This is a genomic window from Brevibacterium sp. ZH18 (assembly GCF_022748595.1).
In the GTDB taxonomy this organism is placed as follows: Bacteria; Actinomycetota; Actinomycetes; order Actinomycetales; family Brevibacteriaceae; genus Brevibacterium.
The window spans coordinates 1-24,368 of sequence record NZ_JALDSX010000020.1; the positions used below are offsets into that span (position 1 = coordinate 1).

Here is a 24,368-nt window from a genome sequence, read left to right on the forward strand (position 1 = left end):
GATCGACAACGATCGTGGGCACACTGCATTCAGACTGAGGAGCGGGGAACTGCTGTGGGGCTGGGTACTGCGGCGGAGCTGCATACTGCGGTGGGGCTGGATCAGAGGCGGCGGAGCTGGATCAGAGGCGGCGGAGCACTGCGACGACGAGGCCCATGATCTGAGCGTAGGTGCCGTCGATGGGTTCGTAGGCCTCATTCTGCGGCATCAGCCACTGCTGGCCGGCCTTGCGCTTGAGTGTCTTCACGGTGGCTTCACCATCGAGGAGTGCGGCCACGATCTGGCCGTTGTCAGCCGTGTGCTGCTTGCGCACGACCACCCAGTCATCGTGGCAGATGGCTGCTTCGATCATCGAGTCACCGACGACCTTGAGCAGGAACATCTCTCCGGAGCCGACGACCTGGGTCGGCAGGGAGAAGACATCGTCGACTTCCTGCTCAGCGAGGATCGGTCCGCCGGCCGCGATGCGCCCGACCACAGGAACCTGAACAGTGTTGTTGGACAGCTGCTCGTACTTCGCGCGCTCGGCCTCTTCCTCTTCGAACGGGTTGACCACTTCGATGGCGCGCGGCCGCTTCGGGTCGCGACGGACGTATCCGAGGCGTTCGAGCTGGGAGAGCTGGTGCGCGACGCTGGAAAGTGAAGCGAGTCCAGCGGCCTTGCCGATCTCGCGCATGCTCGGCGGGTAGCCGTTGGCGACGACCGCGCGTTCGATGGTCTCGAGGACCAGACGCTGCCGCGGGGTCAGGCGGAAATCGCCCTCTCCAGTAGAGCCATCTGGGATCGAGACGTCTTCGTCATCGCTGCGAGCAGCTGCGATCTCACTGGCAACGTCCTCATTGCGAGGACGTCCTCTGCCTCGTTTGTTCTGAACCATTGCTCGTTCCCCTTCGTTCTATTCCCTCCGGCACTGCCGCTGGATTCCCGCGTTGAGAATTCTCGTGTCAGTGCCGCCTGAGATGGTTCTATCAGTCGATCAACAACGCTGGTTCTCTCCCATTGTCGCATAAATGTTCGAGTTGGACTGGACATATGTTCGATTGGCATGTTGAATAGAACAGACGTTCTACCTATTACGGGTGGAATCGTACGAATGAAAGAGGTAATGCGATGTCTGCACAGAACCAGGAACTGCGTTTCACCACTCGTGGCCGCCGTGCACTGCGCCTGCTCCGGACTCTGGTGTTCGCGTTCGTCATCGTCGGCGGAGCGCTCTTCGTCGCCACACAGTCGTTCTCGGCCGCCGCTGTGGCCGACACGGAAACCGTCGGTATCGAAGCAGATGCCGTGGTCGTCGGTGAAGGAGAGTCGCTGTGGGCCGTGGCTGCGAACCTCGGTCTCGACCGGGACACCCGCGATGTCGTCTCCGACATCGTGGACATCAACCACCTGTCGTCGCCTGTGGTGCACCCGGGTCAGAGCCTGGATGTGCCCCGACGCTAGACTGAGCGCGTGGGAAATATCGAGTCTTTGCCAGTACGTTCGGATCTAGTCGGCCTCAAGCCCTACGGTGCTCCTCATTTGGATGTGCCGGTGCAGCTGAACGTCAATGAGAACGCGTATCCGATCCCGGATGTCGTCGTTGAGAGTATGCGCTCAGCCGTTGACGGTCACTTTGCCGGTCTCAACCGCTACCCCGACCGTGAGTTCGAGGAGCTCCGGGCCCATCTCGTCACCTATCTCAATGGTGTCAACGACCGGGCCGGTGCTCCGGTCGACCTCAGCCCTGAGATGATCTGGGCTGCGAACGGGTCGAACGAAGTCCTCTCCCATATCGTCCAGGCCTTCGGCGGACCCGGTCGGACCGTCCTCGGCTTCACCCCGAGCTACTCGATGCACCCGCTCATCGCAACCGGGACCGGTGCCGAATGGCGCACCTCTGAACGCAACGAAGATTTCACTCTCGACGCTGATGCGGTGGCTGAGGAAGTTGCCCGCGTCGATCCGGACATCGTGTTCCTGTGCACTCCGAACAACCCCACCGGAACCTCGATCGGTCTCGATGTCATCGAAGCTGCCTACGACACCTGCTCGGGCATCGTCATCGTCGATGAGGCATATGCGGAATTCTCGCGTCCGGCGAAGCCCTCGGCCATGACTCTTCTCGATGGACGCCCGCGGCTGGTCGTGTCCCGGACGATGAGCAAGGCGTTCGCCTGTGCCGGTCTGCGGCTGGGCTATGCGATCGCCGCTCCGGAGCTCATCGACGTGCTGCGCCTGGTGCGCCTGCCCTACCATCTCTCCGAAATCACCCAGGTGCTCGCGTGCACAGCGCTCGAACACGCAGACGTGCTTCTGGACAATGTCGATCGACTCATCGACTCACGTGATCTGATCTCCGCTCATCTGAGTGAAGTCGGCTTCACGGTGTATCTGAGTGATTCGAACTTCGTCCTATTCGGCAATATCTCTTCGCCCCAGGATCTGTGGCAGGAGCTCCTCGACCGGGGCATCCTCATCCGTGACATCGGCATCGCCCACCATGCTCGGGTCAATGCGGGCACGGAAGCGGAGACAGCAGCGTTCCTCACCGCGATCGACGAGATCCTTGCAGCGCGCCCCGAGCTCCTGCTGTCGTCGAGCTGAGTCTTACGATCCGACGGCACGTCCCGTGTTCACCGGGGCCCGAACAGACGACGTGAGCTGACGACCAGAGCAGACGGCCAGAGCTGACGACCCGAGCTGGCGAACCGAGCTGACGACTCGAGCAGACGACCAGAGCCGACGACGTGCGCTGACGGCGTGGCACAGGGAATCGAGTCCGCAGCACTGCGTTCCGGTTCAAGGAGGTGTCATCGATTCGAAGCTCGGCGAGATCAGTGCCCTGCGGACCGGTCCATAATGCGGCGCTGATCTGCACCCGGCATCGCCACGGTGAGACCTCCACAGTAGGATCGTGGCTGACGGATCGATACAGAATTCGAACCCCGTTCCGGGGACAATGAGTATCCATCGGCAGAACCCACAGTAATGAAAGGCAATTCATGAGGCAGGCCCAACGCTCTCGCACGACCTCGGAATCCTCCGTATCCGTTTCCGTCAACCTCGACGGAACGGGTCAGGCTGACATTTCCACTAGTGTGCCTTTCTTCGATCACATGCTCACTGCTTTGTCGAAGCACTCGCTCATCGACATGGAGATCCGTGCCGAAGGCGATACGCACATCGACGTTCACCACACCGTCGAAGACACCTCGATCGTGTTGGGCCAGGCCCTGAGTGAAGCGCTGGGCGATAAGAAGGGCATTCGTCGCTACGGGCTCGCCGCAGTGCCGTTGGACGAGTCTCTGGCACGCTGCGTCGTCGACATTTCGGGTCGTCCCTACTTCGTCCATGAAGGTGAGCCCGAGGGGCAGCAGTACCACCTCATCGGTGGGCACTTCACCGGGTCGATGACATCGCACTCCTTGGAGTCGATCGCATTCCATGCGGGGCTGACCGTCCACCTCGATCTGCTGCGTGGCCGGGACCCGCACCACATCGTCGAAGCCCAGTTCAAAGCATTCGCCCGGGCACTGCGTGAAGCCGTCGAGTTCGATGGCCGCAACTCAGCTGTGCCGAGCACCAAGGGAGTCCTGTGAGCACAACCGTCGTCGTCACGCCGTTCGGCCAGGCCCAACAGCTGGCCGCCGCATGCGTGCTGTCGAACATCAAAGGCACGATCGTGCCCATCGGCGATTTCACGGGAATCGTCCTCGCTGACACCGGTGTTGAAGCAGGCAACGAGGCTGCCGCATCGATCTCCAAGCTCGCGGGCAAGCATGAAGTGCTCCTGCTCGTCCGCAGTGACGTACAGATCGACGCCGGCCACTATCGGCACGGGTCCCGGGAATCCGATGTGCCGGCCGGTCTGGCACTGAAGAACCTGCCGGACGTGCTCGAGAAGCTGCTGCTCGAAATCGTGCCCGCGGAAGAGGTCGAGGGCAATATTCCCACGTCGTCGATGACCAAACTTCAGGCGAGTGCTGCGACGATGACCCCGGGCCGTGCAGCGGTTGCCAGGACCGCACTGTTGTGGATCGTCGTGGCTGTCCTCGCCGGTCTGATCACGGCCTTCGGGTTGACCCTTGGACTGGGCGGCAACTCGATGGCCTGGGCAGTCGCAGTCTTCGGCGCCATCGTTCTCGCCTTCTCCCTATGGCGTATCTACAGTGTCCTCACCAAGGGAGCGAAACGATGAGCACGATTGCAGTCCTCGACTACGGAGCAGGCAACGTCCGCTCGGCCGTCCGAGCAGCTGAAGCCGCCGGCGCCGAGGTCGTGCTGACGGCTGATCATAGTGTCATCGATGCCGCGGACGGGCTCCTCGTGCCCGGAGTCGGTGCCTATTCGGCAGTCATGGCCGGCCTGGAGCGCGTAGACGGAATCGAACTGATCCGGTCTCGGCATCAGCAGGGTCGCCCCCTGCTCGGAATCTGCGTCGGTCTGCAGGTCTTCTTCACCGAAGGCGAAGAACATGGCGTGAAGACGGCAGGGATCGGACTGTGGCCCGGCAAAGTCACTGCGTTGAACGCTCCCGTCGTCCCGCATATGGGCTGGTCGCAGGTCTCGGCACCGTCGGATTCGTTGATGTTCTCCGGAATCGGCGATGAGCGCTTCTACTTCGTCCATTCCTATGCGGCCACCGATGCCCCGAAGGATGCGCTGGTCACCACGGCTGTCCACGGAGAGCCGTTCATCGCGGCTGTCGAAGACGGAACGACCTGGGCGGCACAGTTCCACCCGGAGAAGTCGGCAGACGCAGGGGCTCGTCTCCTGCGCAATTGGATCAGTTCGTTTCCCAGCCCCGGCGGGCACCCGTCGGATACCAGGCTGTAGCGAGGCAGAGTCCACCCCGGTCGCTTCGCTGCACCGAGCAGTCCCACGTATCTCTTGAGAAAGGTCACAATGACTCAAACCCCCAGCAAGCTCGTTCTCCTTCCCGCGGTTGATGTCGCCGACGGCAAAGCCGTCCGCCTCGTCCAGGGAGAAGCCGGCACCGAGACCGACTACGGCTCGCCCATCGATGCCGCCCAGGACTTCGAAAGCAGGGGCGCTGAGTGGATCCACCTGGTCGACCTCGATGCCGCATTCGGTCGGGGTTCGAACTCTGAGCTGCTCAATCAGGTCGTCAAGGCTGTCGGCATCAAGGTCGAGCTCTCAGGCGGAATCAGGGACACGGAGAGCCTCGAGCGCGCCCTCGACACCGGCGCCGAGCGCGTCAACATCGGTACTGCCGCACTGGAGAACCCTGAGTGGACTGCCGACATGATCTCTCGCTTCGGCGACCAGGTGGCCATCGGGCTCGATGTTCGTGGGACCACCTTGGCGGCTCGCGGATGGACCAAGGACGGGGGAGACCTCTACGAAGTGCTCGCCACCCTCGAAGCCGCCGGATGTGCACGCTACGTCGTCACCGACGTGCGCAAGGACGGTACTCTGCAGGGACCCAACGTCGAGCTGCTGAAGTCCCTTGCTGAGAAGACTGAGAAGCCGATCGTGGCCTCAGGCGGAGTCTCCAGCCTCGAGGATCTGAAGAATCTGCGCGAGCTGGTGCCGTTCGGGGTCGACTCGGCAATCGTGGGCAAGGCCCTGTACGCCGGAAAGTTCACCTTGGAAGAAGCACTCGAGGTCGCAGGGAAGTAATCGTTGTCCACCGAATCCTCTGACCCAGGCCCTGCCGGCGACCGAACGGCTCCGACCGACTCGGGTCACCATGCTGACGCCGCGGAGTCCACCGATTCGGCCGGGCAGACCTGGTCGGGCCGTGAGCTCAAGCCCAACCCGTTCTCAGGCGATTCCGGTTTGGCTGATGCTGGGCTGCTCGAAGCTCTGAATCAGGTGGCAGGGTCCCCGTTGGACGCGAACTTCCATCGCGAAGTTCTCGTTGCCTTGGCTGGGGCTCGCCTCTACGCCCCGATCGTGCCGATGGCTGTTGATCAGGAGGTCGGAGAGAACGGACTGATGGTCGACAACTCCTCGGAGATGGCGATGGTCCGCCTCCAGGCCGAGGACGGCCGTGAGTGCACTCCCGGCTTCTGCTCGATTCCGCCGCTGACTGCATGGCACCGCGATGCCCGCCCGGTGCCGATCGAAGCAGAGCGCCTGGTCCTCGGCGCGATCGAAGCCGAGTCCCAGCTTGTCGTCCTCGATCCCGGCGCTGAGACGTCGTTTCTGCTGCGTCGCCCCGCGATGTTCGCTTTCGTTCGAGGGATGGATTGGACTCCGTCCTGGGCCGACGCCGAGGTGGGACAGCGTCTCGTCAGCATCGGAGAGTCGTTTCCCTGGTTGGCGAAGCTCGGCGTGAGCCCGGGCAGTGCGAACGTTCATGTCGGTGGTCCGGAACTGGCCATCACACTCGGTGTGGAAACCCAAGTGCCTGCCGCTGAGGTTCAGCGATTCCAAGAAGCCGTCGCCGCCGACGAAGACCTCGTGGCGAGAATCGACTCCCTGGCCATCAGGATCCAGTCGGTTGCCTGAGCTGCCGGCCGCACATTTCACGCCAGCATTTCGTTGACACCTGCTTGCCAGGTGGTGGTGCCGATCGTGGCTGCGAAGGCTCCCGGCTCAATGATGCTGGGCTCGTACCAGAGGGGCTTGAGCTCGGAGAGTTCGAACATGGAGCGATTGAACACGCCAGCCAGCCGAGTGCTCAACCACGGCAGGGAGATCGCCCGCTTGGCGGGAGAACCGACCTGCTCATAGGTGTATCGGGCGATCTCCGCTGGCGTCGGATTGGTCGCGGGCGCCAATAAGAGCCGATGGGCCTCCGTTTGTGTGAAGTCGAGCGTGGCTGCGTGGATCATTGCGCGGGCGAGATCGGAGATGACCGTGATCCCGTGCTGCACGTTGACACGTGCCGGGACGAGCGCCCTGCGCCCGGCCTGGATCGGGTCGGTGATGCACATCTTGATCACGGACGTATCCGGCGCCGCGGTTCTGCCGATGAGATCGCCGGCCGCGACACTGATGGCTCTGGCACCGTGGACGGCTCGCGCCTCGATGAGACCCTGCCGGATTCGTCCCTTGGCATCGGCCGGTGCGAACGGCGAGGATTCTGTGATTGGGCCGCTGAGGCGGGCGAAGGCATAGACCGATTCGGGGAACACCACAGGGATATTGAGTTCTTCGGCGACATCCAAGATCGTTGCATCCATTCGTGGGAGGATCGTCGCCCACTGTCGGCTGTCGTAGGGCGCATGAGCGCAGGCGAAGATCGCGTCGACGCCCGCAGCCGCGGCGAGAAGCTGTCTGCGATCGGTCGCGTCAGCTTGGATACTCTCGATGCCAGTTCGACTGGTTGGCAAGAGTGAAGCGGACTCCGCGCCAGACGGAATCAGTGATCCTCGGGTCGCCGTATTGAGTACTGGGGGATGGGGTGCTGTTCTGCTGGCGATCCGTGTGCGGATCCCCGCAGCTGAGAGCTGAGTGGCGATCTCTGTGCCGATCTGCCCGTGTCCGATGACGAGTGCTGATTTCATGATGATCTTCCTGAAGAAGTAAGGATTTCTCAGTTGGATAGCGGATAGCGGACGGCCAGATATCCGGATGGCCGGATCTCTGTATGACTGAATGAGTGTCATCGACGATGCCGATTTCCAAGGGATGGGCACTGAAGATTGATGCTTTCCGAGAAATGGAGAGCGGTGCTCTCTGGAATTCAGCCTAGATCAGCCCGACCATGAAAACAAGAGCAGTGCTCACTGTTGTTATCAGTGTTCTTGCTCAGTAGGGTAGGAGCATGGCGAACCAGACACCGCGTCAGCGGGCCAGAACGGAGACCGAAGCCGAGATCATCCGAATCGGCAACCGGATGCTCGACTCTGGCGGCATCGACGGAATCTCCCTGCGGGCGATCGCCCGTGAGCTCGGCATCGTCTCGAGCGCGGTCTATCGCTATGTCCGAAGCCGCGACGAGCTGCTGACGATTCTCATCAGCGATGCATTCACCTCTGTCGCCGATGCCGTCGATCGCGACTTGGTTCCGCAGCGTTCGGTCTTCACTATCGGGGCGACGATGCTCGAGTGGTCGCGGCAGTACCCGAACCGATGGGCACTGATCTACGGAACGCCGATCCCGAACTATCAGGCGCCGAGAGAGGCCACCGTAGTGCCGGGGACACGGATCATGGTGACTCTAGCGGGCCTCGTGGCCGAACTTCCTGCGAGCCCCTCTCCGTCACCGGTTCCCGCTGAAGCATTGGAACCGTTACGAGTGGGCCTGGAAGAGTTAGGGGTGTCACATGACGACCCAGTGATCATGCGAACCGTCGCTGTGTGGGTCGCCGTCATCGGTCTCATCAACGCGCTGCGGTTCGGTCAGTTCGGCCCAGGGTTCGATTCGGTCGAGGACGAGCTGATGCAGGGGCTGGTGACGACTCTGACGGAGTGAACGCTGTCAGACATCGAGGAGACTACTCAGCCGTCGAGGAGACCGCGGATGTCATCGACGGTGATCGTCGCGGAGAATCCATCGCCCTCATTGACCAGTGAGTCGAAAAGCTGGGCCTTCTTCTCCTGCAGCGCCAGCACCTTCTCCTCGATCGTGCCTTCCGAGACCAGCCGATAGACCATGACGTTCTTCGTCTGCCCGATCCGATGGGCGCGATCAACGGCTTGCGCCTCGACTGCCGGATTCCACCAAGGATCGAGCAGGAAGACGTAGTCAGCTTCTGTGAGAGTCAGTCCGAATCCGCCGGCTTTGAGACTGATGAGGAAGACGGGTGCATCACCGTTGCGGAATTCGTCGATGACGGCGCTGCGATTGCGTGTGGACCCGTCGAGGTAGCAGTAGGTGATGCCACGATGCTCGAGCTGTTCGCCGACCCGGGTGAGGAATGAGGTGAACTGGCTGAAGATGATGGTCCGATGCCCCTCGGCGACGATGTCATCGAGATGAGAGAAGAGCGCACTGAGTTTGCTCGAACCGACGGCTTCGTATTCCTTGTCGATGAGGTAGGGATCAATGGCGAGCATTCGCAACAGTGTCAGTGAACGGAAGATCGCAAACCGATTCCGGTCCATGTCGTTGATGAGCCCAAGAAGCTTCTTCCTCTCCTTCGCCAAGATCGTGTCGTAGAGCTTCCGGTGTTTGGAACTGAGCTCGACCGTGAGCACCTGCTCCTGTTTCGGTGGCAGATCGGCGGCGACGAGCTCTTTGTTGCGCCGCATCATGAATGGCCGGATCCGCCGGCGCAGCAGTGCCATGCCTTCGGGGCTGGCGCCGGACTCGATGGGTGCGACGACTTCGCGTCGGAACTTCTCGATGCCCGGCAGCAGTCCCGTCGACGTGATCGAGTACAGCGACCACAGGTCGGTGAGCGAATTCTCCATCGGGGTGCCGGTGATGGCCAGACGGAAGCGCGCACGAATCGACTTCGCGGCAGCGTGGACCTTGGCGGTGCGGTTCTTCACGAACTGCGCCTCGTCGAGGACGAACGCCTCCCAATCGATGTCTTTGAAGGCAGCGACATCGAGGCGGAGTATCGCGTAGGACGTGATGACGACATCGGCGTTCTCGATCTCCGTAGACAGGGAAGTCCTGCGCTTCTTCTCCGTGGCGGTGATCGTGGCGACCCTGAGTCCAGGAGCGAACTTCTCGGCCTCTTCCCTCCACGTCGACATCACCGAAGTCGGAGCGACGACGAGAACGGGGCCGGAGTCCGGAGCCGCATCCTTGATGTGGGCGAACAGGCTCAGCGCCTGCAAAGTCTTACCCAGTCCCATATCGTCGGCCAGGACGCCTCCGAGCCCGCTCTCCCAGAGTGCCGCCAGCCACCGGAAGCCGTCGAGTTGATACGGCCGCAGCGTCGCATTGACGGAGGAAGGAACATCGAGAGCCGGGATCTCGCCGAGGTGGCTGAGCGATTCGACCGAGCGCCTCCACGAATCGGCTGCTTCCGATTCGTCGGCAAGGTCGTCGAATTCGGCCCAGAGGTCCATGTGATAGCGAGAGAGTCGAGGTGACTCCGGCTCCCACTCTGCGATGACGTCCGATTCGGCGAGCATCTGCCGGATCTTGTCGAAGGCAGGTGCATCGAGTGAGAAGTAGGATCCGTCGGGCAGCATCATCACCTCTGCCCCCTGTGCCAAGGCCAGGAACAGGTCGGCGAAGCGGACCAGCTGCCCATTGATCGTGATGTGGAAGCGAATATCGAACCAGTCGTTGTCCTCGGTCTCGACAGTCGTCATCCTCACCAAGGGTGCTTCGGTCAGCTCCCGATAGTCCGGTCGTTCACCGGTCTCATCGATGAGAAGGTGTTCGACGTCGCCGAGGGCAGGGAGGAGCCTGTCGACGAAGACGGCCGTCTGCAGTTCGTCGAGGTCGGCGCTGCCAGCCTCGGCGATCTGATTCGGCAGAGTCAACGGCAGCGAAGTGGACCTGACTGCTGATCTGAGCCCGTCGAGAACCGCATCCTCGTGTTCGACGCTGCGGTCGTGGTCATCGTCGAAAGAACCTCGGACCGGCAGGGTGCGCTCCGAATGGTTATACTTCCAGGTCCACGTCAGCTGTGAGCCGCCGTCTTCATAGACGACAGACAGGTGCAGTTCCGGGGGCACCAGCACAGGGAACGTCACCGAGTCGTCGGAGGATATGACGGTCGTGGCGAAGGCGAGTCGGGGATAGAAGTCGGTGAAGAAGGTGTCGGCCTGGTCGGCAGAGATCGTGACCGGCTCCCACCTGCGCAGCAGATCAGCGATCAGCGGGTCAGTGGTCGTTGCCGCCGGTGCCAAGGTCAGTGAGTATCCGCCGGTCGTGGAGACGCCGTAGAAACCATGGTCCTCGATCGGTCCGGAGAAGCCCCAATCGTAGGTCGCGTCGTCGATTGAAATGCGATTGCGGGCTTCGATGCCGCCGGGAACAGAGATGACATCACAGTCCGTCGTGCCTTCGACACCGCGGTGAATGGTCAGCCCTCTGTTGATGCCGACGAGTTCGATGCCAAGTGCGGCGCCCTGTTCGAGCAGTGTCCACAGCAGCGGGGAGGAGAACCAGTCGAGGACGACAGAATCCTCGTCCAGGCTCTGACGCTGCGGACTGGAGAGCGACAGACCGCTGATCTGAGCGAACCAGTCCGCCTGCCCACGTGCGAACATCCGAGTGCCGACATTGTTAGCGACGCTTCCCCAGGAGACGTTGCCCCTGATCCAGTTGCCGCGGGCCCCTTCCATGAGCGGTCTCATCGTCACGACGATCTCGGAATGACCGGAGAACTGCGAGCGTTCGAGCGGTTCGGCGACGTAGTTTCCGTACCTGGTGCGTCGCAGTGCGGTGATCTCCAGTCCGAGTGCGAGGCGGGTCGGGGGAGAAGCGGCCCGAGTGCCGGTGGGTCCCGAGGACCAAACCGATGCGTCCTCGCGGTCGGATGAGAACCCAGCCAGAATCGTCTGCCACCGAGGTTGGATCGTATTCCGTGTCGTCGAACCGCTGCGGTCGGTGCCGGAACGGCGCAGACGGTCCCCGCGGGTGCGGGGCTGATCCTCAGTCCTGGGTGAACGTCGACGAGTCGGATCGTGAAGCACCGTTGACCCGTAGGGGGTCACCCTGCGAACGGATGACGCCATCAGTGCCGCCACCACGTGCTTGCAGTCCCCGCCGACAGGGCAGGTGCAGTGCGAGGCCCTGACGGAGAACGACTTTCCTGCCGGGTCGCTGCGGGTGAGAACGGCGACGCTGACATAGTCGTGCTCGGCGGACCCGGAGACTTCAGCACGCAGAGTCAGCTCCTGTGCGACCCATTCGATGTCGCCGACCATTCCCTTGTTCGCGTAGCTGCGTCCACGCTCGTAAAACGTCGTGCCGAAGTAGTCCTGCAACTCCTTCGCACTGACATATGGCAGTTCCGCGGTGGACATACGAAGATAGTCTCACGCGGCACTGACACAGCAGAAACGGCCCCCGACCAGTGGTCGGGAGCCGTTGTGGATGAGTGATGGGAAGCAGTCAGCGGATGAACGCCGTCTGCGTCAAAGAATCGTCAGCGGACGGGGCCGGTGAACTTCTCGCCGGGTCCCTGTCCGGGAGCATCCTGAATGGTCGAGGCCTCGCGGAAGGCAAGCTGCAGACTGCGCAGTCCGTCGCGCAGCGGGCGCGCGTGGTGATCGCCGATCACAGTGGCGGCACCCGTGACGAGGCCGGCCAGAGCGGTGATCAGCTTGCGGGCCTCATCGAGGTCCTGCAGATCGGATGCGGACTGTTCGGGGGAGTCCTCGGCCAGGCCGCATTTGACGGCGGCGGCGGACATCAGGTGGACGGCAGCGGACGTGAGGACCTCGACGGCAGGCACTTCGGCGATGTCACGCGTGACATCGGCAACCGCCTCGGCGGGTACAGAATCTTCAGAACTCATGAGCTAAGCTTGACATATCAACGACCCTTCGGAGGCACATCCGACGTCGATGTGCGAAGAGTCATGATGCGTAGTACACTAGGTCGTGGTGCGAAGAGGGGTCTGACTCCCACCTGGATCGTGAAGAACGATCGGGTCCAATGATCAGCTGAAGAAAACCGAGTGTGAACTCGGAATGAAAGCAGCAGATCGAGGTGTATTCACTTGAACTCGGACGGTGTCTGAAAACCGTTGCAGTCGTGTGTGCAGGCTCCCTTGGCATGTGTGTCAATGGGAGCCTTTTCTGTTGCCACGACATCATCAGAGCTAAAAAGGAGTGAACACATCAGCGAGACGCGCATCAATGACCGGATTCGGGTTCCCGAGGTCCGGTTGGTCGGACCAAACGGTGAACAGGTCGGTATCGTTGCCATTCGCAAGGCACTCGATCTCGCCCGCGAGGCAGATCTCGACCTAGTCGAGGTTGCGCCGCAGGCGAAGCCTCCCGTGGCCAAACTCATGGACTACGGGAAATTCAAGTACGAATCTGCTCAGAAGGCCAGAGAAGCCCGGAAGAACCAGGCGAACACTGCGCTGAAAGAGATCCGCTTCCGTCTCAAGATCGATGAGCACGACTACGAGACGAAGAAGGGCCATGTGACCCGCTTCCTTGCCGGCGGCGACAAGGTCAAAGTCATGATCATGTTCCGCGGACGTGAGCAGTCGCGCCCTGAGATGGGCATCAAGTTGCTTAACCGCCTGGCCGCAGATGTGTCGGAACTGGGCACCGTCGAATCCTCACCACGGGTCGACGGACGCAACATGGTGATGGTCATCGCCCCTCATAAGTCCAAATCTGACGCCAAGGCCGAGGCCCGGAAGGCATCTTCGGATGCCAAGGGCAACGTCGCCGAGGTGAAGTCCCGTCGCGATCGGGTTGCTGCAGAGAAGAGCGCAACGCCCGACGCGTAAGAAGTATGTACCGATTCGCTGAGGTCTCAACGACTTCAGCGTGTGAAGTAGTTGATGGTGGGCCCCACCGTCAACGAAATGCAAAGGAGAACGGCACGATGCCGAAGCAGAAGACGAACAGCAGCGCCAAGAAGCGCATGCGCGTGACTGGCACTGGCAAAATCATGCGTGAAGGCGTGAATAACCAGCACAAGTTTGAGCACAAGTCCTCGGCTCAGAAGCGCCGCGTCGGTGCCGATCAGGTCATTACCGGCGGAGATCGCAAGATGGCCCGCAAGCTTCTGGGCAAGCTCAAGGGCAGGTGAGAGACCCTCTCCGGTCTCCATTCCCTGGGACGCCATTGACGTGGGTCCCTCAGCTTGAACCAGATTCCGGCTTTGCCGGTTGAACTATTTTTCGAAGGAGTAACACGTGGCACGTGTTAAGAGAGCGGTCAACGCTCACAAGAAGCGCCGGGTCATCCTCGACCGGGCAAAGGGCTACCGTGGACAGCGCTCGCGCCTGTACCGCAAGGCCAAAGAACAGGTCATCCACTCGCTGGTCTACAGCTACCGTGACCGTCGCGCCCGCAAGGGTGACTTCCGTCGCCTCTGGATCCAGCGCATCAACGCTGGCGCTCGCGCCAACGGCATGACCTACAACCGTTTCATCCAGGGCCTCAAGGCCGCTTCCATCGAGGTTGACCGCCGTATGCTCGCTGAGCTCGCAGTCAACGACTCGGCCACCTTCGCGCACCTGGTCAAGGTCGCCAAGGAAGCTCTTCCTGCTGACGTCAACGCAGCGAAGACCGCAGCAGCCTGATCTGCTCGCACAGACATAGTCAACGGCCCCGACCTTCATTGGTTCGGGGCCGTTGATTCTTTCTCGGACTTCTCCGCCCCATCCCTCCAGCCAGACACCCTTCCAGCCAGAACGCAGGCTCGCGCATTCCATGAATTTTCCAGGCGTCATCTCCTCACCCCATTCGAAGCGGATCAAGAACGCGGTCAAGCTCCTCAAGCGCCGTGACCGCAAGGCGACCGGCCAGTTCCTCGTCGAGGGTCCACAGGCCGTGCGCGAGGCCCTGGATCGTCATGTCACGCAGGGTCTTGATGGGAGCACCCATGGGGTTCCCGAGTGGATGGGCTCGACCGTGGATCCGCACGGAGCGGTCGTCGAGCTCTTCATCACGGAGGAGGCCGCCGAGGCGCATCCTGAGTTCGTCGAGACCGTGAAGTCTGCCCGGATCGACTGGAACCTCGTCACCGCCGAGGTGCTTGCTGAGCTCGCGACGACAGTGAACTCACAAGGTGTCGTGGCCGTGTGTGAGGCCATCGATGTCGAGCTCGATTCGGTCATCACCAAGGATTCCCAGCTCATCGTCGTCCTTTCGCAGGTCCGTGATCCGGGTAATGCGGGCACGATCATCCGCCTCGCCGATGCTGCCGGTGCCGATGCTGTCGTGCTCACGTCGTCAAGCGTCGACATCTACAACGACAAGACCGTCCGGTCGACAGCCGGGTCGCTGTTCCATATCCCCGTGGTCACCGGCGTCGGTCTGCCCGAGGTGACTGAACTCGCCCGTGCTCGCGGACTCCAGATCTTGGCTGCCGACGCCAACGAGGATGCCCACGATCTTCACCACCCGTGGGACACCGGCCTCGACCTCAGTGCTCGGACCGCCTGGGTCTTCGGCAATGAGGCGTGGGGGATGAAGGATGCCGACCTCGAGCTCTGCGATGCCTCGGCGGCCGTGCCGATCTATGGGAAGGCCGAGAGCCTCAACCTCGCGACCGCAGCGAGCGTCTGCATCTACGAAAGTGCTCGCAACCAGCGGATGTAAGGCTGCAAAGTACGTGTTCGTTGAGAGTCTCCCTAGCAACTGCGCCGCCTACCGGCCCGCGGCCAACCCTCCGTCGACGGGGAAGTCCGCGCCGGTGTAGAAGCCGTCTGCATCTGCAGCGAAGAAGCCCACCGCACGAGCCACATCGTCTGGCGTCGCGATGCGGCCGGCCGGTGTCATCGCACCCATGCGTTCTGTCATGTCCCCGGCGTTTGCGGTCCGATCTGTGCGGACCATGCCCGGTGAGACGACGTTCGACGTGATGCCATGCTGTCCCATCTCCTTGGCCACATATGCGGCGAACGTCCTCAGCCCTGCCCGGGCGCTGCCATGGTGGGCCAAACCTGGGGTGGGGTTATGCGCTGAGGCTGAGCCGATATAGATGATCCTGCCGGAGTTGTTGGCGATCATGGTCGGCAGCACAGCCTTGGTGGAATGGAACGCTGCTTGCAGATCCTGTTCGACGACTCCGCCGAAATCGTCCCAGGTCATGTCGACCAGAGAGATCGGGCGGAACAGCGGACCCGCGTTGCTGACCAAGATGTCCAGACGGCCGAGTTCGTTGCGAGCTGCGGCAACCAAGGACTCGGCGCCTGCTTGGGTGCCGGCGTCGGCGCCGACTACTGTTGCCCGTCGCCCAATGCTGTGGATACGATCACGAATCTCTTCTGCTGGGGCCGCATTGTTCAGGTAGTTCACCACAACGTCGGCGCCCAAGTCCGCCAGGTGGGTTGCGGTCGCTGCCCCGATGCCTCGGCCGGAACCGGTGACGATGGCGACTTTGCCGGTCAGGGGGTGTGATGAGTTCGTGATTTCGTCGTTCGGCATCGGTGGCGCCTCTTTCGGCTTGGCGGTCTCTGGCTGTGAACCTCTTGCTTGGAAAGAACAGGCTCTGCGCGTTCGAAATTCCCGACAAGGGCGACTCCTGGCTGACTCCCATGTGTCGAGTCACTGCTGCTTCGTTCTCATCGTCGCTGGTGACGACAGTTTCGAACTAGCCGTTGAGCGAGCCACTTGCCGCCACCCGATACGGTGGCACCATGACGACTGAAGCTCCACGCGCGCCGAAGATCACTTTGAAACAGCTGACGCCCGGATACCTCGGCGATATCGGTCCCGAGGAGTTCCTCGAGGGCATGGAGTTCACCGATCTCGACCTCGCCGAGGTGGATTCCACCCAGGCCACGTACCTGGACTGTTCGCTGTCCCGGGTCAACTTCGGTGCAGCCGAGTCTCCAGTGAACTTCACCGGTGTGCGCTTTTCGGGTTCGAAGATCGAAGAATCGCGTGCCGATACGTGGACGATGCCGCGGGGAAGCTTCATCCACTCCGAGATCTCCGGGACCCGGATCGGTGCGGGAGTCTTCTATGACAGCGTGTGGGAGAAGGTGACTTTCAACAACTGCCGGATCTCCTACCTCAACTTGCGCGGGGCCAAGCTCTCCGACGTCGAATTCCGTGACTGTGTCATCGATGAGATCGACCTCGACCGGGCCAAAGCCAGCAGGGTGTCGTTTCCCGGATCGAAGGTCGGCGTTCTTCAGTGCGAGAGCTCGAATTTCGGCAATGTCGACCTGCGGGGTCTGCAGCCGCACAAGATCTCCAGCGTGCACTCGCTGCGCGGAGCCACCATCGATGAGACACAGATGATGATGTTCGCCGAACTCTTCGCCCACGAACTCGGCATCACCGTCGAATAGGTTGTCTACGTATACGACTGTGGACTCGGTCCAGACACTCATCGAACGACCATGAGTCGACGACACTGTTTCTGATCACGACAAATCAGGCAGAGTTCTACCGGCAAGAGATGAAGGAGGACGGGTGACTGTGAAGTTGTTCGCTGGCGTCGATCTGGCAGCTGAGGCGAGTCGCACTGGTCTTGCATTTCTCTCGGAATCCGACGGAAAGTGCGTAGTTGATCGCCTCAAAGTGGGCGCAGACGACTCCTCGATCATCGAGGCGATTTCAGTTGCTGAACGGACTGGCGTCGATGTGCCGCTCGGCTGGCCGGATCAGTTCGTCGAGTTGATTACCGCGCACTCAGCTCATGAGCTTCATCCACCGCGGTCCACTGATCGGCAATGGCGACGTGGCATGGCGATGAGAGCCACGGACGTAGCTGTCCACGAGCGAACCGGTCTTTGGCCATTGAGCGTTGCGACTGAACGAATAGCTTATGCGGCGATGCGATGGGCCGGGATCGAAGCAAATCTGCGTGAGAGCGGGATACGGGTCGCGCGGGGTGGTTCCGGTGCACTCTTCGAGGTCTATCCTGCGGCGGCGTTGAAAGTGTGGTCTTTGCAGCATCGGGGATACAAGGGCGCGAAGAACTCGGCTTCACGGTTAGAACTTGTCGCGGCGTTGTCCGAGAGAATCGCGTACATGGACTGGAATGGCCATAAGGATCAATGCATTGAAGACGACGACGCTCTCGACGCGGTACTTGCGGCACTCATTGCCTATGAAGCGTTCTCCGGCCGGTGTGTACCTCCACCAGAGGACCTCTCGGCAACCATCAAGCGCGAAGGATGGATTTGGCTCCCGAAGTCCTGATTCAATTTGATCAGTGCGAAGCTAAAGCCTCACCGCTCGCCGAGTTCGTCGATGAGCACCCGCTTGTTCTCCGAGTAGTCGACCGGCACGATGATCAGGTGGACTCCGCCGGCAGTGAATGCCGATTCGAGGACCTCGTTCATCTCGTCGGTGCTCTCGAGCCGATATCCGGACGCTCCATATGACTCGGCGTAGGCAACGAAGTCGGGGTTGCCGAAGGTCAGACCGTAGTCCGGCATGCCATCGACGGCCTGCTTCCAGCGGATCATGCCGTAGGAGCTGTCTTCGAGAACGAGCACGACGAGGTCGAGGCCCAGCCGCACAGCGGTCTCCATCTCCTGGCTGTTCATCATGAACCCACCGTCGCCGCAGACTGCCATGACGCGGCGTTCCGGGTAGGTCAGTTTGGCGGCCATGGCCGAGGGGAGTCCGGCACCCATCGTGGCCAAAGCGTTGTCGAGCAGCAGTGTGTTCGCCCTGGTCGTGCGGTAGTTGCGGGCGAACCAGATCTTGTACATGCCGTTGTCGAGAGCCACGATGCCGTCGACCGGCATGACCTTGCGGACCTCGGCGACGATGCGCTGCGGGATGAACCGCTCATCGGTCGAACCTTCAGCGACCTTGTCCAGGATTCCTTCGCGCATCGGCAGCAGTGCTCCCGCGTTGCGCACGTGTCCGACAAGCTCCACTGCGAGTTTGTCGAGGCTCGGTCCCAGGTCGCCGACGGTTTCGACCTGCGGGAAGTACACCTGTTCGACCACAGCGGCCCGATAGCCGACATGGACGACGGTGGGGCCGTCCTCGCCCATGGTGAACGGCGGCTTCTCGGTCGTGTCGTGTCCGATGGTGACGATGACATCGGCTTTTTCGATCGCATCGTGGACGTAGTCGCGGCTGGTCAGCGCCGCTGTGCCCAAGTAGAGATGGGACGATCCGGACACGGACCCCTTCCCCATCTGCGTTGTGAAGTAGGGGATGCCCACCCGGGAGACGAACCGCGACAGGGCCGCGCTGCAATCCGATCGGGATGCATCTGCACCGAGCATAAGCAACGGGCGCTGGGCCCCGCGGATCACCTCGGCGGCGGCATCGACAGCGTCGTCGCTGGCGATCGCCCGTGCGGCGGCGTGCGGGCGAACGAGGTCGCACTGCTCAACGGGCATCGCGGCGATGTCCTCCGGCAACTCGAGATGAACCGGCCCCGGCCGTTCGGACTGAGCAATCCGGAAGGCCTCCCGAATCATCGTCGGAATCATCCTCGCCGAGGTGATCTGCTGGCTGGCCTTCGTCAGCGGCCGCATCGTGGCGACCGTATTGACGATCTGGAAGCGTGCCTGCTGCGCTGTGCGGATCCCCTTCTGCCCGGTGATCATGATCACCGGCATGCCGCCGAGGTGGGCATAGGCTGCTCCTGTCGCGAGGTTGAGCGCACCGGGCCCGAGCGTGGTCAGACACACTCCCGGTCTGCCGGTCAGCCGTCCGTAGGTCGCGGCCATGAATGCGGCCGCCTGCTCGTGGCGGGTGAGGATCAGATCGATGGAGGATTCGCGCAGCGAATCGATGAAGTCGAGGTTCTCTTCGCCCGGAATGCCGAAGATGCGCTCAACCCCTTCGTTCTCGAGGGCTTTGACCATGACATCGGAAGCTCGCTGAGTCGTCATGCTTCGACACTACATCTTTCACTGCCTCAGCTCGATGGCCCAGGTCACACCTCGGGGCACGGGCGGGGGCGCGGTCGCATCACCTCGGTGGCGGTCGCTCCACCTCGGTGTCGGTGGGCCACGGCCGGACGTGGACATGATGATCGTGACCGACCCAGGACATCTTCCGGACGGGTGGTCAGGGGTTCTTTCTCAGGCGATAGACTTGTGCGCGGTAGAAGTACGGCACCAATGCAGGCATACCCGGCATACGAAGGACTTTGATGACTGACCAGCTCGACCCTCTGGACGAGTCGGCCGTGAAGGCGGCCGTTGACGCGGCCTTGAGCGCATTCGCGGACGCACACACTCTCGACGATCTCAAGACAGCGAAGATCGACCACACCGGCGACAAGTCCCCGTTGGCTCTGGCCAACCGGGCCATCGGCGGTCTCGACAAGGCCGATAAGGCTGCCGCCGGCAAGATCGTCGGCAAGTCCCGCGGCCAGGTCAAGAAGGCCCTCGACGCCCGTCAGGCCGAGCTCGAGGCCGAGCGCGACGCAGCCGTTCTCATCGAAGAGTCCATCGACGTCACTCTGCCCACCGACCGGAACCGCCTCGGCGCTCGCCATCCGCTGTCCCTCATCCAGGAACAGGCTTCCGACTACTTCATCGGCCTCGGCTGGGAGGTCGCCGAAGGCCCCGAGATCGAATCCGAATGGCTGAACTTCGATGCGCTGAACTTCGGGCCCGACCATCCAGCCCGGCAGATGCAGGACACGTTCTTCGTCGACCCTGCCGATGCTGGGCTCGTCCTGCGCACCCACACCTCACCGGTCCAGTCGCGCTCCCTCCTGCAGCGGGGTGTCCCGCTCTACGTCGTGTGCCCGGGCAAGACCTTCCGCACCGATGAACTCGATGCCACCCATACCCCGGTCTTCCACCAGATCGAAGGCATCGCCATCGACAAGGGCCTGACCATGGCCAACCTGCAGGGCACCCTCGACGGCTTCGCCCGCGAAATGTTCGGCCCGGAGTCGAAGACCCGCCTGCGCCCCAGCTTCTTCCCGTTCACCGAACCGAGCGCGGAAATGGACTTCTGGTTCCCGAAGAAGGTCGGCGGCCCCGGCTGGATCGAATGGGGCGGCTGCGGCATGGTCCACCCCAATGTGCTCAAAGCAGCGGGCATCGACCCCGATGTCTACCAGGGCTTCGCTTTCGGCATGGGCATCGAGCGCACCCTGATGCTGCGCGAAGGAATCAACGATATGCATGACATGGTCGAGGGCGATGTGCGCTTCTCGGCTCGTTTCGGAATGAAGGCTTGATATGCGCGTCCCACTGAACTGGCTGGCCGACTACGTCGATCTCCCGGCCGATACGGATCCCCATGCCCTGGCCGCTGAGTTTGCGTCGATCGGACTCGAGGAAGAGGACTTCTTCGGCCCCGAGATCACCGGCCCCCTCGTCGTCGGCCGTGTCCTTGAACTCGTCAAGGAAGAGCACTCGAACGGTAAGACCGTCAACTGGTGCCGCGTCGACGTCGGACCCGAGCACAATGAAGATGCCGATGACCCGAAGGACCCGCAGCCCGGCGAGGAACGACCCAGCCGCGGCATCATCTGCGGTGCCCACAACTTCGTCGTCGGCGACCTCATTGTCGCCTGCCTGCCCGGAGCCGTCCTGCCCGGTGATTTCCAGATCGCTGCCCGCAAAACCTACGGACACAAGTCCGATGGCATGATCTGCTCGGCCAAGGAACTCGGCCTGGGTGAGGACCACGATGGCATCATCGTGTTGAAGAACCTCGGCCTGAGCGGTGAACCCGGTGACGATGCGATTGCCCTTCTCGGACTCGACCAGGTCACCCTCGACGTCAACGTCACCCCCGATCGCGGCTACCAGCTGTCGATGCGCGGCATCGCCCGCGAGTACGCGCAGATGAAGGGCCAGTCCTTCACCGACATCGGAAGCCCGTCCATCGCCGAGGTGAACGCCCCCACCGCTGACGGCTTCCCTGTCGTGATCGAGGACTCCAACCCCATCGACGGCAACGTCGGCTGCGACCAGTTCACCGCCGTCCAGGTGACCGGCCTGGACACGAGTGCACAGACCCCGTTCTGGATGCAGCGTCGCCTCATCGCCGCAGGCATGCGCCCCATCAGCCTGATCGTTGATGTCACGAACTACGTCATGCTCGAACTCGGCCAGCCCCTCCACGCCTACGACACCTCGCTGCTGGGCGATCAGATCGTCGTGCGCCGGGCGCAGGCGGGGGAGAAGTTCACAACGCTCGACGATGTGGAACGGAAACTCGATCCCGAAGACCTCCTCATCACCGACCGTAATAGTTCAGATGCTGCGAGTGGCCGGGGCGGCAAGATCATCGGCCTCGCCGGTGTCATGGGCGGAGCCGCGGTCGAAGTCAACGATGAGACCACCGACGTCGTCATCGAGTCCGCACACTTCGACCCGATCTCGATCGCCCGCACCGCACGGAGGCACAAACTGTCCTCCGAGGCCTCGCGTCGCTTCGAACGCGGAGTCGACCCGAAACTTGGCCCAGTGGCAGCACGCCGCTGTGCCGATCTGCTCGTCGAGCTCGCCGGGGGAACGCTGAGCCCGGCGACCACTCAGGTCGGTCAGGCTCCGGAGCCCACCGTCATCGAGCTTCCTGTCGAGCGAGTCGGCTCGCTCGTCGGTGTGGACTACTCGGTCTCTGAGATCACCGAGCTCCTCGAAGGTGTCGGCGCCGCAGTCACCGCAGGCTCCGACACCGCCGCCTCGGGCAATGCTGATTCGAATGTGACGCTCTCGGTCACCGTCCCCAGCTGGCGCACGGACATCACCGATGACGTCGACCTCATCGAGGAAGTGGCTCGCACCGGCGGATATGACCGGATCCCCTCGATCCAGCCCGCGGCCCGTGCAGGCAACGGACTCACCGAGGCGCAGCGCACGCGCCGTCGGGTCTCGAACCTGCTGGCCGCCGACGGTTTCACCGAGGTGCTGTCCTACCCGTTCACGTCCGACAAACGCGACGATCAGCTGCGCCTCGATGCAGGCGATGCGCGCCGCAGCCACATTCGGCTGGCGAATCCGATGTCCGAAGATCTGCCGCTGATGCGCACGAATCTGCTGTCGACGCTCGTCGACCTCGTCGTGCGCAACCTCGGCCGCGGAGCCAAGGACATCGCGCTGTTCGAAGCCGGCCTCGTCTCCACCTCGGCGGGTCTGCCTGCCGGTCCCGGGCCACGGCATCTGCCCGGCTACCACCCGAGCGATGCGGAGCTCGAGGACATCTACGCCTCCGTTCCGGCCCAGCCCTACCACTACGCGGGCATCATCACCGGCAATGCCGAACTTGCCGGCGTCTGGGGCAAGGGTCGGAAGGCCGAAGCCACGGACGTCATCGACACGGTGCGGCGCATCGCTGCGGTCAACGGCATCGACGTCAGCGTCGAAGCCGACCAGATCGCACCCTGGCACCCGGGACGGGCCGCGAGGTTCGTCCTCGCCGACGGTCAGGAACTCGGACACGCGGGTGAGCTCCACCCGAAGGTGTGCGAGAACCTCGGCCTGCCGGCTCGGACAGTGGCCTTCGAAATCGACTTCGATGCCCTGTTGGCCCAGGACGATCTGCGCACCTGGGACGGCGCACTGTCGACCTACCCGGTCTCGCGTCAGGACGTCGCACTTATCGTCGATGCGGATCTGCCGACTCAGACGCTGGCCGCGACTCTGCGCGAAGGTGCAGGGGAGGAACTCGAGCTGCTCGAGACTTTCGACCTCTACACCGGCGACCAACTGCCCGAGGGCAAGAAGTCGCTGGCCTTCCGCCTGACGTTCCGGGCACCGGATCGTACGCTCAAGGCCGGTGACGCCTCGGCGATGCGTGAGGCTGCGACGCAGCTGGCGGCTGAGCGCCACGGCGCCGAAGTCCGCAGCTGAGGATTAAACGCATGAGGGCCCGGTCGGTTGCTTCGGTTTCCCGGCCGGGTCCTGTCACATCCGAACCGAACATCAGAGGAGTCTGACCATGACCGAGAAACTGCCCTACGGGACCAACCTGCCCACTGATTCGGCGCCTGGCGAAGCGACCGCTGTACCGGCCGAGTCCATTGCCGTCATCACCGGGGGAGCGCGCGGCATCGGCCGCTATCTCTCCGAGGCATTCGCGAACGCCGGCTACCACGTGGTCGTCACGGCCACCTCGGCGTCGAAGGCTGAGGCAGCGGCGGCAGAGATCGTCGACGCCACCGGGGGAGCGGTCACCGGGTTGGAGATGCGCGCCGATGACATCGACTCGGTGTCGGCGTTGCGCATTGCGGTCGCAGCGCTCGAATCTGAGAGTGGCCGACGGCTCCAGGTGCTGGTCAACAATGCCGGCCGCATCGAGTCGACCGAGGGCCCGCTGTGGGAGGCAGACCCGGAGAGCATCAAGGGTGTCGTCGACGCCAACGTCCTCGGGGTCGCGCTCATGGTCAATGCGTTCGCGCCCGTTCTCATCACCAACGCCGAGGTGACCGGTCGTCCCAGCCGCATCATCGACCTCAACTCCGGCTCGGGTGCGCAGGGGACGCCTGCCTACGCCGTGTATTCGGCGTCGAAGGCCTCACTGTTCCGCATCGCCGACTCGGTCGTGCACTTCGGTCATGAGTTGGGGCTGCGGATCTTCGAAATGGCGCCTGGCGTCGTGGAGACAGAGATGACGAAGTCCATGCCTGTCCACGACTTCCGTGGCGAGGGCGATTGGACGACGCCGTCCCAGGTCACCGACCTGGCGCTGGCGTTGGCCTCGGGATCACTCGATGCGTTCACCGGAAGGTATGTGCGCGCAGGGGCCGACGACGAAGAGTCCTTGATCGCCGAGGTTGGTGCCGGGTTGGAGAAGTCGGCACGCCGTCTCGTGCTCGGCTGAGTACCTCGCCGAGATTCAGCGGTAGACACGACTGCGATGATCGAACGACCGCTCAGAGACCTGACAGAGAACTCTCTGCGAGAACTCTGAGCGGTGGGTCAAAGTCACTGCGGCCGCAGTAGATTGAAAAAGTCAGATTGTTCCCGTGA

Annotated in this window: 23 protein-coding genes; 17 read left to right on the top strand and 6 right to left on the bottom strand. The window is 62.5% G+C overall.

All coding sequences use genetic code 11. The features are described 5' to 3' along the window. Nucleotides 1-121: 121 nt before the first annotated feature. Entirely contained in the window at nt 122-877 is a 756-nt protein-coding gene (gene lexA, locus MPN20_RS09145) for a transcriptional repressor LexA (protein ID WP_242781391.1), read from the bottom strand. Between the two features lie 233 nt (nt 878-1,110). Here lexA and MPN20_RS09150 point away from each other — a divergent pair, with 233 nt between their 5' ends. From MPN20_RS09150 to MPN20_RS09180, 7 genes are all read left to right on the top strand, one after another. After that, nucleotides 1,111-1,443 (top strand): LysM peptidoglycan-binding domain-containing protein, encoded by a 333-nt coding sequence (locus MPN20_RS09150; RefSeq protein ID WP_242781394.1) that lies wholly within the window; start codon nt 1,111-1,113, stop codon nt 1,441-1,443. 9 nt (nt 1,444-1,452) lie between these two features. Beyond that, nucleotides 1,453-2,586, top strand: a complete 1,134-nt coding sequence (locus tag MPN20_RS09155) for a histidinol-phosphate transaminase (protein WP_242781395.1) — start codon at nt 1,453-1,455, stop codon at nt 2,584-2,586. 398 nt (nt 2,587-2,984) lie between these two features. Next, entirely contained in the window at nt 2,985-3,581 is a 597-nt protein-coding gene (gene hisB / locus MPN20_RS09160; protein ID WP_242781396.1) for an imidazoleglycerol-phosphate dehydratase HisB, read from the top strand. Further along, entirely contained in the window at nt 3,578-4,180 is a 603-nt protein-coding gene (locus MPN20_RS09165; protein WP_242781398.1) for a hypothetical protein, read from the top strand. Before hisB ends, MPN20_RS09165 begins: the two co-directional genes overlap by 4 nt. Next, complete coding sequence (gene hisH / locus MPN20_RS09170) at nt 4,177-4,818, top strand: imidazole glycerol phosphate synthase subunit HisH (protein ID WP_242781400.1); 642 nt, start codon at nt 4,177-4,179, stop codon at nt 4,816-4,818. The genes MPN20_RS09165 and hisH overlap by 4 nt, the downstream gene beginning before the upstream one ends. A gap of 69 nt (nt 4,819-4,887) precedes the next feature. Further along, nucleotides 4,888-5,625: a bifunctional 1-(5-phosphoribosyl)-5-((5-phosphoribosylamino)methylideneamino)imidazole-4-carboxamide isomerase/phosphoribosylanthranilate isomerase PriA gene (priA, locus tag MPN20_RS09175; protein WP_242781402.1), complete on the top strand. Its 738-nt coding sequence runs from the start codon at nt 4,888-4,890 to the stop codon at nt 5,623-5,625. 3 nt (nt 5,626-5,628) lie between these two features. Then, nucleotides 5,629-6,459, top strand: a complete 831-nt coding sequence (locus MPN20_RS09180) for an SseB family protein (RefSeq protein WP_242781403.1) — start codon at nt 5,629-5,631, stop codon at nt 6,457-6,459. Between the two features lie 17 nt (nt 6,460-6,476). Here the strand turns inward: MPN20_RS09180 and MPN20_RS09185 are convergent, their stop codons facing one another. Continuing rightward, a complete protein-coding gene (locus tag MPN20_RS09185) occupies nt 6,477-7,460 on the bottom strand; it encodes an NAD-dependent epimerase/dehydratase family protein (RefSeq protein ID WP_242781404.1) in 984 nt (327 codons plus the stop codon). Between the two features lie 260 nt (nt 7,461-7,720). On the opposite strand from MPN20_RS09185, the gene MPN20_RS09190 reads away from it, so the two are divergent. After that, a complete protein-coding gene (locus tag MPN20_RS09190) occupies nt 7,721-8,371 on the top strand; it encodes a TetR/AcrR family transcriptional regulator (RefSeq protein WP_242781406.1) in 651 nt (216 codons plus the stop codon). Between the two features lie 26 nt (nt 8,372-8,397). Here the strand turns inward: MPN20_RS09190 and MPN20_RS09195 are convergent, their stop codons facing one another. Both MPN20_RS09195 and MPN20_RS09200 read right to left on the bottom strand, forming a co-directional pair. After that, nucleotides 8,398-11,835 (bottom strand): DEAD/DEAH box helicase, encoded by a 3,438-nt coding sequence (locus tag MPN20_RS09195; protein ID WP_242781408.1) that lies wholly within the window; start codon nt 11,833-11,835, stop codon nt 8,398-8,400. Between the two features lie 122 nt (nt 11,836-11,957). Further along, the gene (locus MPN20_RS09200) at nt 11,958-12,329 is read right to left on the bottom strand and encodes a DUF1844 domain-containing protein (protein WP_242781409.1); all 372 of its coding nucleotides are present in this window, start codon (nt 12,327-12,329) and stop codon (nt 11,958-11,960) included. Between the two features lie 270 nt (nt 12,330-12,599). Between MPN20_RS09200 and infC the strand changes: the two genes are divergently transcribed. The 4 genes from infC to MPN20_RS09220 all read left to right on the top strand — a co-directional run bounded on the left by infC (nt 12,600) and on the right by MPN20_RS09220 (nt 15,102). Further along, nucleotides 12,600-13,280 (top strand): translation initiation factor IF-3, encoded by a 681-nt coding sequence (infC, locus tag MPN20_RS09205; protein WP_242781410.1) that lies wholly within the window; start codon nt 12,600-12,602, stop codon nt 13,278-13,280. Between the two features lie 98 nt (nt 13,281-13,378). Next, entirely contained in the window at nt 13,379-13,585 is a 207-nt protein-coding gene (gene rpmI, locus MPN20_RS09210; protein WP_242781411.1) for a 50S ribosomal protein L35, read from the top strand. A gap of 106 nt (nt 13,586-13,691) precedes the next feature. After that, nucleotides 13,692-14,081: a 50S ribosomal protein L20 gene (gene rplT / locus MPN20_RS09215; protein ID WP_242781412.1), complete on the top strand. Its 390-nt coding sequence runs from the start codon at nt 13,692-13,694 to the stop codon at nt 14,079-14,081. A gap of 130 nt (nt 14,082-14,211) precedes the next feature. Further along, complete coding sequence (locus tag MPN20_RS09220; RefSeq protein ID WP_242781413.1) at nt 14,212-15,102, top strand: RNA methyltransferase; 891 nt, start codon at nt 14,212-14,214, stop codon at nt 15,100-15,102. A gap of 48 nt (nt 15,103-15,150) precedes the next feature. Here MPN20_RS09220 and MPN20_RS09225 read toward each other — a convergent pair whose 3' ends face one another. After that, nucleotides 15,151-15,930, bottom strand: coding sequence for an SDR family oxidoreductase (locus tag MPN20_RS09225; protein ID WP_242781416.1), 780 nt, complete (start codon nt 15,928-15,930; stop codon nt 15,151-15,153). Nucleotides 15,931-16,142: 212 nt separating this feature from the next. Here MPN20_RS09225 and MPN20_RS09230 point away from each other — a divergent pair, with 212 nt between their 5' ends. After that, nucleotides 16,143-16,802 (top strand): pentapeptide repeat-containing protein, encoded by a 660-nt coding sequence (locus MPN20_RS09230; protein ID WP_242781417.1) that lies wholly within the window; start codon nt 16,143-16,145, stop codon nt 16,800-16,802. A gap of 124 nt (nt 16,803-16,926) precedes the next feature. Beyond that, on the top strand, nt 16,927-17,658 hold the full coding sequence (locus MPN20_RS09235) for a DUF429 domain-containing protein (RefSeq protein WP_242781418.1): 732 nt from the start codon (nt 16,927-16,929) through the stop codon (nt 17,656-17,658). A 29-nt stretch (nt 17,659-17,687) separates the two neighbouring features. Here MPN20_RS09235 and MPN20_RS09240 read toward each other — a convergent pair whose 3' ends face one another. Beyond that, complete coding sequence (locus tag MPN20_RS09240) at nt 17,688-19,319, bottom strand: acetolactate synthase large subunit (RefSeq protein WP_242781419.1); 1,632 nt, start codon at nt 19,317-19,319, stop codon at nt 17,688-17,690. 263 nt (nt 19,320-19,582) lie between these two features. Here MPN20_RS09240 and pheS point away from each other — a divergent pair, with 263 nt between their 5' ends. From pheS to MPN20_RS09255, 3 genes are all read left to right on the top strand, one after another. Further along, nucleotides 19,583-20,626, top strand: coding sequence for a phenylalanine--tRNA ligase subunit alpha (gene pheS, locus MPN20_RS09245; protein WP_242781420.1), 1,044 nt, complete (start codon nt 19,583-19,585; stop codon nt 20,624-20,626). A gap of 1 nt (nt 20,627) precedes the next feature. Further along, entirely contained in the window at nt 20,628-23,249 is a 2,622-nt protein-coding gene (gene pheT / locus MPN20_RS09250; protein WP_242781421.1) for a phenylalanine--tRNA ligase subunit beta, read from the top strand. An 88-nt stretch (nt 23,250-23,337) separates the two neighbouring features. Then, nucleotides 23,338-24,219, top strand: a complete 882-nt coding sequence (locus MPN20_RS09255; protein ID WP_242781422.1) for an SDR family oxidoreductase — start codon at nt 23,338-23,340, stop codon at nt 24,217-24,219. Nucleotides 24,220-24,368: the final 149 nt, after the last annotated feature.

Excerpts from the sequence above, each read along its gene's own strand:
- hisB (WP_242781396.1), top strand. The coding sequence starts at position 2,985 with ATGAGGCAGGCCCAACGCTCTCGCACGACCTCGGAATCCTCCGTATCC.
- hisH (WP_242781400.1), top strand. The coding sequence starts at position 4,177 with ATGAGCACGATTGCAGTCCTCGACTACGGAGCAGGCAACGTCCGCTCG.
- lexA (WP_242781391.1), bottom strand. The coding sequence starts at position 877 with ATGGTTCAGAACAAACGAGGCAGAGGACGTCCTCGCAATGAGGACGTT.
- MPN20_RS09195 (WP_242781408.1), bottom strand. The coding sequence starts at position 11,835 with ATGTCCACCGCGGAACTGCCATATGTCAGTGCGAAGGAGTTGCAGGAC.
- priA (WP_242781402.1), top strand. The coding sequence starts at position 4,888 with ATGACTCAAACCCCCAGCAAGCTCGTTCTCCTTCCCGCGGTTGATGTC.
- pheS (WP_242781420.1), top strand. The coding sequence starts at position 19,583 with ATGACTGACCAGCTCGACCCTCTGGACGAGTCGGCCGTGAAGGCGGCC.
- MPN20_RS09240 (WP_242781419.1), bottom strand. The coding sequence starts at position 19,319 with ATGACGACTCAGCGAGCTTCCGATGTCATGGTCAAAGCCCTCGAGAAC.
- MPN20_RS09225 (WP_242781416.1), bottom strand. The coding sequence starts at position 15,930 with ATGCCGAACGACGAAATCACGAACTCATCACACCCCCTGACCGGCAAA.
- MPN20_RS09150 (WP_242781394.1), top strand. The coding sequence starts at position 1,111 with ATGTCTGCACAGAACCAGGAACTGCGTTTCACCACTCGTGGCCGCCGT.
- MPN20_RS09185 (WP_242781404.1), bottom strand. The coding sequence starts at position 7,460 with ATGAAATCAGCACTCGTCATCGGACACGGGCAGATCGGCACAGAGATC.
- pheT (WP_242781421.1), top strand. The coding sequence starts at position 20,628 with ATGCGCGTCCCACTGAACTGGCTGGCCGACTACGTCGATCTCCCGGCC.
- MPN20_RS09230 (WP_242781417.1), top strand. The coding sequence starts at position 16,143 with ATGACGACTGAAGCTCCACGCGCGCCGAAGATCACTTTGAAACAGCTG.
- rpmI (WP_242781411.1), top strand. The coding sequence starts at position 13,379 with ATGCCGAAGCAGAAGACGAACAGCAGCGCCAAGAAGCGCATGCGCGTG.
- MPN20_RS09220 (WP_242781413.1), top strand. The coding sequence starts at position 14,212 with ATGAATTTTCCAGGCGTCATCTCCTCACCCCATTCGAAGCGGATCAAG.
- MPN20_RS09200 (WP_242781409.1), bottom strand. The coding sequence starts at position 12,329 with ATGAGTTCTGAAGATTCTGTACCCGCCGAGGCGGTTGCCGATGTCACG.
- infC (WP_242781410.1), top strand. The coding sequence starts at position 12,600 with ATGGGAGCCTTTTCTGTTGCCACGACATCATCAGAGCTAAAAAGGAGT.
- MPN20_RS09255 (WP_242781422.1), top strand. The coding sequence starts at position 23,338 with ATGACCGAGAAACTGCCCTACGGGACCAACCTGCCCACTGATTCGGCG.
- MPN20_RS09190 (WP_242781406.1), top strand. The coding sequence starts at position 7,721 with ATGGCGAACCAGACACCGCGTCAGCGGGCCAGAACGGAGACCGAAGCC.